This window comes from Polaribacter sp. M10 (assembly GCF_054968445.1).
In genome coordinates this window covers 455246-468006 of record NZ_JBSSBG010000002.1, presented here as the reverse complement: position 1 = coordinate 468006, position 12761 = coordinate 455246, and the positions used below count along the sequence as shown (strand labels likewise).

The 12761-nt window shown below is 28.4% G+C and carries 12 protein-coding genes; 4 read left to right on the top strand and 8 right to left on the bottom strand.

Annotated features, from left to right (window positions below; translation table 11 throughout):
- Positions 1 to 636 precede the first annotated feature (636 nt).
- Complete coding sequence (locus ACWYN7_RS04620; RefSeq protein WP_462858672.1) at positions 637 to 1407, top strand: LamG-like jellyroll fold domain-containing protein; 771 nt, start codon at positions 637 to 639, stop codon at positions 1405 to 1407.
- 254 nt (positions 1408 to 1661) lie between these two features.
- On the opposite strand, the gene ACWYN7_RS04615 is transcribed toward ACWYN7_RS04620, so the two are convergent.
- The 7 genes from ACWYN7_RS04615 to ACWYN7_RS04585 form a co-directional block, all read right to left on the bottom strand.
- Complete coding sequence (locus tag ACWYN7_RS04615; RefSeq protein WP_462858671.1) at positions 1662 to 2618, bottom strand: hypothetical protein; 957 nt, start codon at positions 2616 to 2618, stop codon at positions 1662 to 1664.
- A 7-nt stretch (positions 2619 to 2625) separates the two neighbouring features.
- Positions 2626 to 3588 carry a DUF6175 family protein gene (locus ACWYN7_RS04610; RefSeq protein WP_462858670.1) on the bottom strand — a complete coding sequence of 321 codons (963 nt, stop codon included), beginning with the start codon at positions 3586 to 3588 and terminating at the stop codon, positions 2626 to 2628.
- 2 nt (positions 3589 to 3590) lie between these two features.
- Positions 3591 to 4085 carry a hypothetical protein gene (locus tag ACWYN7_RS04605; protein ID WP_462858669.1) on the bottom strand — a complete coding sequence of 165 codons (495 nt, stop codon included), beginning with the start codon at positions 4083 to 4085 and terminating at the stop codon, positions 3591 to 3593.
- Positions 4086 to 4098: 13 nt separating this feature from the next.
- Positions 4099 to 4638, bottom strand: a complete 540-nt coding sequence (locus ACWYN7_RS04600; protein ID WP_462858668.1) for a hypothetical protein — start codon at positions 4636 to 4638, stop codon at positions 4099 to 4101.
- Between the two features lie 6 nt (positions 4639 to 4644).
- Positions 4645 to 6921 (bottom strand): hypothetical protein, encoded by a 2277-nt coding sequence (locus ACWYN7_RS04595; RefSeq protein WP_462858667.1) that lies wholly within the window; start codon positions 6919 to 6921, stop codon positions 4645 to 4647.
- 463 nt (positions 6922 to 7384) lie between these two features.
- Positions 7385 to 8602 carry a GTPase HflX gene (gene hflX, locus ACWYN7_RS04590; RefSeq protein WP_462858666.1) on the bottom strand — a complete coding sequence of 406 codons (1218 nt, stop codon included), beginning with the start codon at positions 8600 to 8602 and terminating at the stop codon, positions 7385 to 7387.
- 117 nt (positions 8603 to 8719) lie between these two features.
- Positions 8720 to 9061: a hypothetical protein gene (locus ACWYN7_RS04585; RefSeq protein ID WP_462858665.1), complete on the bottom strand. Its 342-nt coding sequence runs from the start codon at positions 9059 to 9061 to the stop codon at positions 8720 to 8722.
- An 800-nt stretch (positions 9062 to 9861) separates the two neighbouring features.
- Here ACWYN7_RS04585 and ACWYN7_RS04580 point away from each other — a divergent pair.
- Positions 9862 to 10836: an endonuclease/exonuclease/phosphatase family protein gene (locus tag ACWYN7_RS04580; protein ID WP_462858664.1), complete on the top strand. Its 975-nt coding sequence runs from the start codon at positions 9862 to 9864 to the stop codon at positions 10834 to 10836.
- Here the strand turns inward: ACWYN7_RS04580 and ACWYN7_RS04575 are convergent.
- Positions 10833 to 11072, bottom strand: a complete 240-nt coding sequence (locus tag ACWYN7_RS04575; protein ID WP_462858663.1) for a hypothetical protein — start codon at positions 11070 to 11072, stop codon at positions 10833 to 10835. The two genes, ACWYN7_RS04580 and ACWYN7_RS04575, sit on opposite strands and share 4 nt — an antisense overlap.
- Before the next feature lie 33 nt (positions 11073 to 11105).
- Between ACWYN7_RS04575 and glpQ the strand changes: the two genes are divergently transcribed.
- Positions 11106 to 12077 carry a glycerophosphodiester phosphodiesterase gene (gene glpQ / locus ACWYN7_RS04570; RefSeq protein WP_462858662.1) on the top strand — a complete coding sequence of 324 codons (972 nt, stop codon included), beginning with the start codon at positions 11106 to 11108 and terminating at the stop codon, positions 12075 to 12077.
- A gap of 75 nt (positions 12078 to 12152) precedes the next feature.
- On the top strand, positions 12153 to 12686 hold the full coding sequence (locus tag ACWYN7_RS04565; protein ID WP_462858661.1) for a tubby C-terminal domain-like protein: 534 nt from the start codon (positions 12153 to 12155) through the stop codon (positions 12684 to 12686).
- Positions 12687 to 12761 lie beyond the last annotated feature (75 nt).

Genomic DNA, 12761 nt, shown 5'->3' with positions numbered 1-12761 from the left:
ATTGATAAAGGTTTTCATTGTAGACCCCAAATTCTTTAATTTGAGAACCTTTCTGTCCTACGGCTACCCAATGACTTCGACTACCGATGTCAATTCCAGCAGCATTTTTGTTAATTACATCTAATGTGATTTTATCATCCATAAAATTTAAATTTAAAAAGCTCTAAGAGAATGTGCTTTAGGCAAAGAGATTATTCTGAACGGGATCCACACAAAGTGTGGTCGCCAATGTACTGTTGGCAAACATTCTAACCAGGATTGCGCTCGTGCTTACATTAAGCAGCAACACTTTGAAAAACGGTCTTACAAAGAGCTGAATATTAAGTCAGTAATTTACAAATTTTACGTTAGCCTACGTACTGAGGAGTTTTTGGGTTTCTATGGGGGATTGCTCGTAACGTTACTACAACCTCTTTTATAGATAATACAACCACAATTAATGGAGAGTATTTTTATAAAATTAAAGCTGTAGATAATTCTTTAAATTACTCTGCCTATTCTAACGAAGTTTCTGCAACTACCACAGGAGCTAATACACTTATTGCACATTATGAGTTTGAACAAAATCTTTTAGATAAAACAACAAACTTAAACCATACAGCAGGATCAGGAACAATTTCTTATAGTTCTGGTGAAGTGGGTTCTGATGCCTTAGAATTAAATGGAGTTGATAATTTCTTACAATTACCTCCAGATATTGCAAATCAAGAACAAATTACAGTGGCAACCTGGGTTTATTGGAATGGTGGAAATATTTGGCAACGTGTTTTCGACTTTGGAAATAGCCAAGATCAATTTATGTTTATTTCTCCTTATTCTGGTGCTGGTACAGTACGTTTTGGTATTAATAATGGTAATGGCTTAGAAACTTTAAATTCTGATGCAAAACTAACAGAAGGTGCATGGTCTCATGTTGCTGTAACTTTAAGTACAGATACAGCTCGTTTATATGTAAATGGTGTTCTTGCAGATGAATCTAGCGCCATAATGGCCAGACCAATAGATTTTAAACCAATGTTTAATTATATTGGTAAAAGTCAATTTACAAATGATCCTTTATTAAATGGTAAAATAGACGATTTTAGAATTTATAATTATGCTTTATCAGCCTCAGATATTGCTGCCCTTTACAATAAATCACTCTCTCTAGAAGAATGTGGCAATAATTGTATTGATGGTTTAACTTATGGACCTATACCCGCTAGCGATGTTTTAAAATTTAATTTCAACAATAATAATTCTACTTTAAAAGTATCTGTGTATGATGTAAATGGAAGATTATTAATGAATAGAAATATAACACGTAGTAAAGAATTAAATGTATCTAAATTACCTTCTGGAATGTATATTTTAAAGCTAAATCAAAGCAACAAAATAGCCATTAAAAAACTTTTAGTTAAACATTAATTACAAGTAGATTTTAAAAATTTTCTTTAAAATAAATAATAAAAATGGGAATGCTAACTTATGCAGTTGGCATTCCTTTTTTTTATTGATTTTGATGTACAATAATATGTTAAACTTAAAGTATAAAAAATATAATTTTATAAATTTTAACTGGGTTTAAAGCATTCTGACCAAAGAATTAAACTATGAAAAGTCTAATCCTGTAATTTTTAACTTACACACTTGATGGGAAAGTGTCGAAAAATGTCATTATTTTACCACCATCTTCTAATGTTATAGTTATGATACTTAGCTTTTGCCACGCTTATTTTTTCTATTATGTCTAAAGCTCGTAAGTTGTAGTTATTAATGTTCTCTTGTTTTTTTAGCTCAAATTCCCATTTTTTAGCAGCTTCTTTTTCAAGAGATTTATTAATTAATTGAAACAATTTCTTAGCTTCAGAATAACAAGAAGATGCAGGGTCAATTTCACTTAAATATTCTCCAGCTTCTTTTGCTGCCTCATAATCTAAACCATAATTCCAAGCATTCTCTGCTTTGGTTATTAGATTTTTACACTCGCTATCTATTTTTCTTTTGTAAATAGGTTTTAGCTTATTAGATGCATATGCATAACACTTACTTATTTCTTTAGGAATAGAATTTAAAACAATTAATGCATCATCAAATTGATTTAAACTGGCATAATTATCAGCTTCTTTAAGAATGTTGTTACAGTTAGAATTAAAATAATTTACTATTTTACTTTTAGATAATTCCAATAACTTTTTAAGTTCTTTGTTATTATGACCTATTCTTCTAATAGCAGAGTTATAAGCTTTCGTTTCATTAGAGCCAACACCTCTAACCTCTACAGAAGCACTACCGTATTTAACTCCAGAAACCCCATCACCAACATAAAAAGTTACGTCTAATAAAAGAGCAACTTTAGGAGGTGCTCCTGAAACAATATTTTTACTTAACACAGTTACATTTGGTGTTAAAATAAACCTACTATCACTACCAATTGAGCTTGAAAAACCACTAGAGGTAATAAGTTTTTCTAATTTATTTTCTAAATTAACTCTAGCAGATGTAGGCATATATTCTATTTGAGTTGATACATATGGGGCTATTGCTATTAAATTTACATCATCTATTACCTTTTGACTAAAAGACACCATTGTTGTAAGAACAAGTGCAAAAATTATATTAAATCTTATTCGTTTCATGATATTTTTATTTACTTCCAAGAATAATGGTTGCTTCTCCCAATCCTCTTGTGGTTAATTTATTTTCGATATTATATTCTTTCTTTAAAAATCTACTTAACAAACTTGTAAATCTTCTTGTATCCATAGCTCTCTGCCTTCCATTTCTTTCATAATACAAAGGAATTCTAACTTGTTCTAAAACCAAAATATTTTCTGTTGCAGTAGTAGTCGAAAATCGTCCGTTAACTGAATTCTCTGCAAACCAATCTTCAATTAAAATACCTAATTCCTCTTCTTCTGAACCGTATAAAGATTCTAAATCTGAATCCCAATCGTCCCATTTTTTTATTCTAATTTTTACTTCTCTACCATTTGTAAACATATCTTCAAAATGATTTTGGAGACTATTTGTAAAAGGGTCTATGTATGATAAAACTGCCTCTTCTAACATAACCGGAATTTCTGTAGAAAAAGATGGTTTACCTGTACCAACTGCAGTAGCAATTTGTTTATTAGAATAGGCGTCTAAACCTTGTAAGTTAAACGTTAAGGACTTTTTTGGGCCAACCGAATTAAATGACCAAGTAAGTTGAATTATAATATCTGCTTTTGCCTGATTTAAGATTTGATCTACAGCACTTTCTGACTGTTCACTTCCTGAAGACTTTGAAGACCTTAAGGCATCAATAGCACTTGTAGAGCTAATATTTTTTAATACTGTTTCAATATTCTTTAGAGGAAACTCTCTTTCTGCCATTAAGCCATTTATTTTACTAACCACCATTAAAAGTTCTGTACTATTTTGAAACGCTGACTTATAATCTGGTATTACCTCTTTTGTTCCTTGATTATCAAACTCTAAAACAAAACCATTTTTTATACACCAATTATCGCTTGGTACAACCATTAATGTTGGTTTTTTTGCCTGTCCATAATTTGAATAACTGCATAAAACAATTAAAAAAACTGCGTATATAATTTTTTTCATTTTTATAAAATTATTTTGTTTTGTAATAAATATTCTTTTAATCCTAACAAATCGATAGTTACAATTAATTCATAAGACTTGTTAATATTAAATTTTACTTTATTTTTTTCAAGATTTCTATACCAACTATTATCTGGCTTAGATACATACTTACCAAACTTTCCTTTTTTTGAATAAAACTCATCAAAAAAAGATTTAAAGTTCTCTTTTATATTTGGGTTAGAAACTAAAGGGTTTTGGTTACAATTTAAATTTCCTTTTCTTATTCCTTTAAAAATAATATCATCGATTACTTTTCTTCTGGCATTTAAAACTGCATTTTCTATATCATATCCAGAGCCCCATGTTTTTACTAATAAGGAGGCATCTAAATTTTTACTGACACATTCTATTTCATAACTATAATAAGAAGATATTACGTTGGTACTTGGATCTACAGATTTACATCCTGTAAGTATTAGAACCATTATCGCGGCTATTGTTATTGTTGATTTCATAGGTTATACATTTTTAAAATCCAGATGATAATTTTTTAATAATTCCTGCATCTTGTAGTTCTTTTCTAAGTAGCTTTTTATTTACAGAAACAACAACTCCTATTTTATAAACTTTACCTCTTAAACCAAACCCTTTACCACTTAATACAAATCTATCTTCTGCTTTTACAGCTCCTTCTGTTGTTAAATCTATAAATTTCGAATATTTACCTCCTGTAGAAAAAAATGATGTAAAATAATCATTGCTTTGTTCTTCTAAATTAGAGTCTCTTACCAAAGGAGGCTGTGCTATACAACCTCTTTCTCCTGGGGGAATTCCTCTAAAAATTACACCTCTAATTGCATTTTTTTTTGCTTGTTCAATTGCTAAATTCTTATCTTTAGAATAAGAAAACACCTTTACCAAGTAAATACCTTCAGTACCTACTCCTTCACATTTAATCTCATATACTTTTTTCAATTTTTCTTCTGCAATTTTCTTTTTGCTTTGCGAATAACCATTACTACATAATAGTATTACTATAGATAAAATCAGTTTTGTTATATTTCTCATATTAAATTAATTTATTTGTCTAATTAACATTCCAGAAGCATAGACTCCTTTTTTTCCGCTAAAAACGGTATATTCTAAATCTGTTTTTTTTGTTTTTTCTTTTCCTTTTTTTCCAACACCATATAAATTTGAGAGTATACTAGTCTTTTCTTTTTTAGGATTCTTTTCTATATGGTTTTTTGCTTCTTCTGCTAAGAAGGTATTGTCCCAAATTTTACCTCTTTGAACTTTTATTTTTCCTATTCTTTTATAACTTGTAACCCCTTCTTCATTAATGATCTGTTCTAATACTTCAAATTTATCGCCATTTTCTAATCCTTCTTTTAAACCAATTTTAGCACTAATAGGGTCTCCTTTATATAATGGTGTTTTAACCCTAAATTCTTCATAGGTTCTTTGTAATTTACCAATATTCTTATCAAAGCCTTTGGTGGTAGAAATTTCAATCAAATCATCATCTGATTTAGTTGTAAAAACTGTAGACTGTAAGTTGCTTCTAGAAACCTCACTACCTACATATTTTAACTTAAAAAAGTTTGCTTTTTCAAAAGATTTTATTTTTTCAGGATCAGGGTTTTCAGCCGAACTCCAGTATTCTGTATAAAATTTATTTGCTGTTTCTTCATCCCAAACTAACCTATATAGATAACTTGTTGTTCTTACAAAATATCCTTTACCTACAACATCTGATGCTAAGTTTACACCATCCGTAATTAAAGCTACATCATCTGCACCGACTAAAGAAGCTGCTGAAGACACTAACTTTAAAAAACCACCCCTTTTTTTGGCCTGATCTTCTTTATTGGTGTATTTAAAATCATATACAATCACAAAAGTATTTCTTATTAATTCTTCGCCTGCATCTTTTAATAAAGCTGCTCCTCTTTTAGAATTCTGAGCAATTCTTGAATTTAAATCAGATGCATTGTATTGCCCTCTTTCTGCAATTAGTTTCATGTCAAAATTACCTTTTTCATCTCTATTAAACCATCTAGCAACTAATTCTTTAGCAACATTTTTTTCGTCTAAGTAGCTCTGTATAAAACCTGTTTGATCTTTATCACCTCCAGTACCTTCTATTAAATAAGGTCCTAAATTATGATCATTAAATTTTTCTGACATTTCAGAATTACCAAAAGCATTTTTTATTACAGAATTTCTTTCCCTCTTTTCATCATTTATCATTAATGTATATAAAGAACTTCTTCTGTATTTTAATGCTGAGTTAGCTCCACTTTCTACTAATTCTTTAACATCAAACCTTTGGTTTTTTGGATTAATTGTTGATGAAATTGCAGAGACGCTAGAGGATGATTTTTTATCTTTCTTTAATTGTTTGTAAATTCTTGATCGTAAATTATCTTCTAAAGTATCTACTGCTTGTACAATACTCTGTTTCGAAACAGCACTAACGTCGTTACTTATTGATCCGTCTGTGTGAATAAGTTTTAAATCTCTTAATGCATTTTTATGTTTGTTATCTGATGGATAAAATCCAATTTCTTGCTTTAAAAAATTATCTGAACCATTTAAATATCTATTTAAATCTACATTATATGATGCTTTTTCTAAATAAACAGAAGAAGTTATAGTGCTACCAACAGATGGCGTTTTTGTATAAGATACTTGCTGAGTTGATGTTAAAATTCCGTCTATTAATGTATAATCTTTAAAATAAGAAATACTATTAGACTGTTTATTATCAAAAGAGGCACCAATTAACAAACCTGTTGCTTTGCTGTAATATTCTTTAGATTTATAACTTGAACCACCATAAGCAGGTGAATTTAATTCTAAAACATAACACTCTTTGCCACTAAATTCTTGTTCTAAAACTTTATTGGAATAATTTGAACGATTTGTTTCTTGAGAAAACAAACAAATACTTTTCTTATAAAACTCAATCATTTTTGAGTCAAATTCAGTTTTAATAACACCTGGTATATCTGTATATCCTTTTTCACCATCAAAAAATACTTTAGAAGCTATTTTATTATCATTAGCTACAATAGTTAGTATTTCTTGATTTTCACCAATAACAGAAAATGTTTTACCTTTAATTGTATTTTCTAATTCTTTTGTTTTAATTATTGAATAAGAAGATTGATAAAAAGCTCTAGATTTGACTTTTTTAATTTTTTCTAGACCGCCAATCGCATCAAAATATTTATTTAAGACCTCTGATACTGAGATCTTTTTTGGTGATTTTTCTGATTTATTTTGAGAAAATGAAACTTGATTTATAACCAGAAATATGAAAAGAATTTTAATAATTTTACTCATGAGATGAAGTGTTGTTGATTAGGTTTTGTAAAACTATTTAACAACTTCTCATTTTTTTATACCTACAATTAGGTATTTTTTCAACCTTTACTACTTCATTAAACTTAAAATCTGATATTTAGAACATATTATAAAGTAAAATCTTTAACTAAGCGTAAAAACAACCTTAGATGAAATACCTCAAATAAACCAACAAAATAGTATACCAAGTATGGTTCTGTAAGCGGATTAGTTTTTCAAGAAGTTGTTATTGAAACCTTACTAGATTTAGAAATTTATATGCGAATCCGATAATATTGCAGATTTACAATCTTATACCAGAAAATCTTAAGAAAATAGAGCTAAAAGAATGGGTATTATTGTGGAAGGGAAAAGGATTAACTCTCTTATTAAGCCTTTTAAAAAAAATTATAGAATACCAATACCTACAAGGTCATAAAAAAAGACCTTGCAGGATAAATTGTTACTTATCATCCTCCTCTTTATATTCATAATATAAAAAGTCGTTATAAGGAAAACGTTGAATGTGTATTTTCTTTACTTCTTCATAAGTTTTATCTTTAAAATCTTCTAAATTTTCTTTGTTTAGAGCAGAAATAAAAATGGATTCAACCTCATCTTTATTCATCCAAGTTTTTTTCCAATCTTTTAAAGTGTAATGTTCTTTTCCTTTTTCGGTTTCTAGATCATCAGCATCTATTGTTTCATGTTCATAAGCATCAATCTTATTAAAAACCATTAAAGTAGGTTTGTCATCACTTTTAATATCTCTTAAAATGGTATTTACAGATGCAATATGATCTTCAAAATTAGGGTGAGAAATATCAACCACATGTAACAACAAATCTGCTTCACGAACCTCATCTAAGGTAGATTTAAAAGATTCTACCAATTGTGTTGGCAGCTTTCTAATAAACCCAACAGTATCTGTCATTAAAAACGGAATATTTTTAATAACCACTTTACGAACTGTAGTATCTAAGGTTGCAAACAGTTTATTTTCTGCAAAAACATCGCTTTTACTAATTACGTTCATTAAGGTAGATTTACCTACATTGGTATACCCAACTAAAGCCACACGAACCATTTTACCACGATTCTTACGTTGAACCGCCATTTGTTTATCAATGGTTTTTAATCGTTTTTTTAATAGCGCGATTTTATCGCGAATAATACGTCTATCTGTTTCTATTTCTGTTTCTCCAGGTCCACGCATTCCAATACCCCCTTTTTGCTTGTCAAGGTGTGTCCAAAGTCTTGTTAAACGTGGTAATAAATATTCGCTTTGCGCCAATTCTACTTGGGTTTTTGCAGAACTAGTTTGTGCTCTTTGTGCAAAAATATCTAAGATTAAATTGGTTCTATCTAAAATTTTGCAATCTAGAATTTTCTCTATATTACGCAGTTGTGCTGGCGATAATTCATCATCAAAAATGGCAGTACCAATATTGTAGGAATGAATATAATCTCTAACCTCTTCTAATTTACCTGCACCTAAAAAAGTTTTCGGATTCGGTTTTTCCATTTTCTGCACAAAGCGTTTTACAGCTACTCCTCCTGCAGTAGAAGTTAAAAACTCTAACTCATCTAAATATTCTGTAGCTTTGGCTTCATCTTGCTGTTGGGTAATTACACCTATTAAAACAGCTTTTTCTGAAATGGCTTCTTTTTGGTCTATCATATGATACAAAAATACAAACTATTCTTAATTTTAAAACCAAAAAAAGCCTCAACAATTGTTGAGGCTAAGCTAAAAGCTTTAATTAACCAATTCAAATTCAAATATTTTATAAAATATTTATTCTTTTACAAACTTTACAGGTAAAGTATATGTTTTTAAAAATTTTACGTTTTTAATAGAAGTAACTTTATAGTTTAATTTGCTTTTCACAAAGTTTGCAATATTCTCTTTATCCGTATTTACGGATAAAACGATAATTTCTCCTTGTCTATTAATAATAAACTTAATCGAAGCTTTTTCTACATTTTTATTTAATACTTCTTGATAGTCTCCTAATAAATTTTCAATTTTATTTCTTAGTTTACTATTTACTTCTTCTTTAATTTTATCATCATTATTAGAAAACGTAGAAAATACAGTTGCAAATGTGAATAATAATACAATAGATAGCTTTTTCATTTTTTTAATGTTTTAATTTTAATTGTTATTAATTACACCACAAAACTAAAGCAAGCCTATTCTAAAAAGCGAAAATAAAGGTTATAAAAAGGTGTAATTTTAGTTAGTTTTTAGGCAATTTTACAAGCGTTAACATTAAAGATATACTAACAAAAAATGTTAATAATTATTAAAATACCACTGTTTTACTAATGAAAAATAGAGAACTCAAGAATAATTGAAGTAATTGCCAAAAACTTATAAAAAGAACATAAATTTTAGCGTTAATTTAATATTAAGACCTTAAAAAACATATTCGTTAAAACTTGGATTTTATTGAAGTTTTTCGATTTTTGAAAAGCAATTATTTCTGAATAGTATTTAGGAATTTCTACAAAAAGAAAAAACCCCAATACATTGAGGTTTTAACTAATTAATTCAAATCTTTTACACTTCTTTTCCTCTTATACTTTTTTCTTTTATAGTTAATTTAGATGCTGCAAATTTAAAATGATTTTGTACAACTAAAAATTTTTAAATGTTAATTAAACATGTTTTTTAAGTTAAAATTATATAAAACTCATTTTAAGCGCTTTTTATTTTGATTCCAATAAAAAATCCTCAATAATTTGAGGATTTTACAGCTAATTTAAATTTCGCACTTATTCAGTTCATTCTTTCTTTAGCTTTATTCAAATTCTAATCACTACAAATTTATAATTGTAAAATCTATACAGCGTTATTTGAAAGTTAATAAAACAAACGTTTTAGGTTATCAATCCCTTAAATAATTCGCTATTTTTACGAAAAAGTAAAAAAATATGTTTCAATTTCTTTCTTTTTCTAAACAGAAAAAAAACAGTTCTACTATTGCCTTTTATAACGTAGAAAATTTGTTTGATACTAAAGACAATCCTAAAACTGCAGATGATGATTTTACGCCAAAAGGAAAAAAGAAATGGACATACAAGCGTTATAATGCTAAAATTAAAAAACTGAGTTCTGTAATATCTCAATTAGGATTAAACAAATCTAAATATCCGCCAGCAATTGTAGGTTTGGTAGAAGTAGAAAATGCAAAAGTAGTTTCTGATTTGGCAAATTCTTCTAGCTTAAAAAAACATCATTATGGATTTGTTCATCATAATTCGCCAGACGAACGCGGAATTGATGTGGCATTACTTTATAATAAAATTGCTTTCGAGTTGATTGATTCCGAAATTTATCCTGTGTATTTATTAGATGAAGATGGAGATCGAGATTACACTAGAGATATTTTAAAAGTTAGCGGAAATTTACATGGAGAATTGGTACATATTTTGGTAAATCATTGGTCTTCTAGAAGAGAAGGTGTGCTAGAAACCGAACCCAAAAGAATTATTGCTGCTAAAACAGCAAGAACTATTATTGAAGAAATTAAAAGTAAAGAAATGAGCCCTAAAATTATTGTTATGGGCGATTTTAACGATGATCCTACAAGTAAAAGCGTAAAAGAATATTTGGTAAAAGATGATTTTTACAATCCTATGGAAAATTTATTGGCCAAAGGCAATGGATCTTTAACCTTTAATGGAAAATGGAATTTATTTGACCAGATTATATTTTCGAATAACTTTTTAGAAAAAACAACAGACAAACACTACTTTAAACACGCAGAAGTTTTTAACAAACAATGGATGAAAATTTACAAAGGAAAATACAAAGGCAGCCCTTTTAGAACTTACATTGGCCCTTGGTATAAAGGCGGTTTTTCAGACCATTTTCCTGTATATGCTTTTTTAAAAAAGAAAGATTAATTTTTATCTCTATTTTTAAAAGCACTCAACAATTTTTCATCATTTAAAATATACTTTTTGTATTTGCCATCTCTATATCTATAATAAATAAATAATGGCATAAATAAAAAAGACAAAAACAAAACACCTAGTCCCATAACTACTTGTGCTTTTTCGTGCTCTGTATTTACCAAGTACATTCCTATTGCCATCCAAAGTAAAAAGACAATAAACATTATTTTTAACGCTAACTTCATATTGCAAAACTACAAAAGTTATACTTTTAAAGAATGAAGAAAATAATACTTTTATTAATAATTATCTTTGGATGTAAAAAAACACATCAAAAATTAAAACCAATGAGCAAAAAAATAGTAATAGCACATAGAGGAGCTTCTGGATATTTGCCAGAACATACTTTGCAAGCAAAAGCAATGGCACATGCTATGGGTGTAGATTATATTGAGCAAGATTTGGTTTTAAGCAAAGACAATGTACCTATTGTAATTCATGATATTTATTTGGATGATGTAACAGACGTTGCTAAAAAATTTACAGATAGAAAAAGAAGTGATCATCGTTATTATGTTATCGATTTTACGTTTGACGAATTAAAAACGTTACAAGTTTCAGAACGATTTAATCCTAAAACTGGTAAGCAAGTGTATCCCAATCGTTTTCCTATTTGGCAGGGCAATTTTAAGCTACATTCTTTACAAGAAGAAATAGAATTAATACAAGGTTTAAATAGATCTACAGGAAAAAATATCGGAATTTATCCAGAGATAAAAGCTCCTGAATTTCATCAAAAAGAAGGAAAAGATTTAACTGAAATTGTTTTAAAAATACTTTCAGATTATGGTTATACATCAAAAAAAGACCTTTGTATTTTGCAATGTTTTAACGCTAAAGAATTAGAACGAATTCGTAGAGAATTAAAATCTGAATTGTTTTTAGTACAGCTCATAGAGTTTAAAGAAGAAACCAAACAATTAGCACATTTTGCTACTTATGCAGATGGAATTGGCCCTTGGTACAAACAAATTTTAAACAAAAAAGAAGGTAATAAATTTACGTTTACTACACTTGTTGATGATGCTCATGAGTTAGGTTTAAAAGTGCATCCTTATACTTTTAGAGCAGATGATTTGGCAGAATTTTCATCGTTTAAAGAAATGATGCAAACACTTTTAATTGATGCTGATGTAGATGGCGCTTTTACAGATTTCCCAGATAAAGTAATTGCATTTTTAGAAAAATAAAGGCACTATTTTAATGATATAAACAATATTTTTTTAGCTTAGATACTCTATTTTTGTTCACTAATATTGTTTACTATGAATCTACATTTATACACAATAAAGCAGAATAACAATACTTTAAGTCTGTCTTCTTCTAAAGAAGTTCTATATACTTCTAGTTGGTTTATGGATTTTGGAAAATTCGGTTGCGAAATCTTTGATAAAGATGAAAAATCGATTTACACGATTACGAAGAAATTCCAATTTTGGAAGTGGAAAATGGTATTCAGTATTAAGAATAACAATGAAGCAATTATAGAACTGATTTCTCAAAACAATAGAAAAACCATTTATTCTATTAATATAAACGGAATTACTTATGCAATTAACATTCATTATAAAAAGAGAATATCTGTTTATAAAAACGAAATTAAAATTGCAGAATTCGATGAATCTTTTACCAACGAAAACTTCAAAGACGCTGTAAAACTCTCGTTGTTAGATAAAAAGGATTTAGAAATTTGTTTCTTATTATACGCTTGTTTAAAAATTGGCGAAACCGATCAAACTAAAAAACCATTAATTGCCAGCCAAAAAGAATTAGAAGTTAATAAAGATCCTTGGGATTAATAAAGCTTTTTAAAAATAGAAAAACCCCGCAATTAAAATTGCGGGGTTTTTTGATAATAAATTATTGCCTTATTA

What these genes read in the sequence shown, in the direction of transcription:
- ACWYN7_RS04615 (WP_462858671.1), bottom strand. Translation starts at nt 2,618, where the DNA reads ATGAAACGAATAAGATTTAATATAATTTTTGCACTTGTTCTTACAACA.
- ACWYN7_RS04610 (WP_462858670.1), bottom strand. Translation starts at nt 3,588, where the DNA reads ATGAAAAAAATTATATACGCAGTTTTTTTAATTGTTTTATGCAGTTAT.
- ACWYN7_RS04605 (WP_462858669.1), bottom strand. Translation starts at nt 4,085, where the DNA reads ATGAAATCAACAATAACAATAGCCGCGATAATGGTTCTAATACTTACA.
- ACWYN7_RS04600 (WP_462858668.1), bottom strand. Translation starts at nt 4,638, where the DNA reads ATGAGAAATATAACAAAACTGATTTTATCTATAGTAATACTATTATGT.
- ACWYN7_RS04595 (WP_462858667.1), bottom strand. Translation starts at nt 6,921, where the DNA reads ATGAGTAAAATTATTAAAATTCTTTTCATATTTCTGGTTATAAATCAA.
- hflX (WP_462858666.1), bottom strand. Translation starts at nt 8,602, where the DNA reads ATGATAGACCAAAAAGAAGCCATTTCAGAAAAAGCTGTTTTAATAGGT.
- ACWYN7_RS04585 (WP_462858665.1), bottom strand. Translation starts at nt 9,061, where the DNA reads ATGAAAAAGCTATCTATTGTATTATTATTCACATTTGCAACTGTATTT.
- ACWYN7_RS04580 (WP_462858664.1), top strand. Translation starts at nt 9,862, where the DNA reads ATGTTTCAATTTCTTTCTTTTTCTAAACAGAAAAAAAACAGTTCTACT.
- ACWYN7_RS04575 (WP_462858663.1), bottom strand. Translation starts at nt 11,072, where the DNA reads ATGAAGTTAGCGTTAAAAATAATGTTTATTGTCTTTTTACTTTGGATG.
- glpQ (WP_462858662.1), top strand. Translation starts at nt 11,106, where the DNA reads ATGAAGAAAATAATACTTTTATTAATAATTATCTTTGGATGTAAAAAA.
- ACWYN7_RS04565 (WP_462858661.1), top strand. Translation starts at nt 12,153, where the DNA reads ATGAATCTACATTTATACACAATAAAGCAGAATAACAATACTTTAAGT.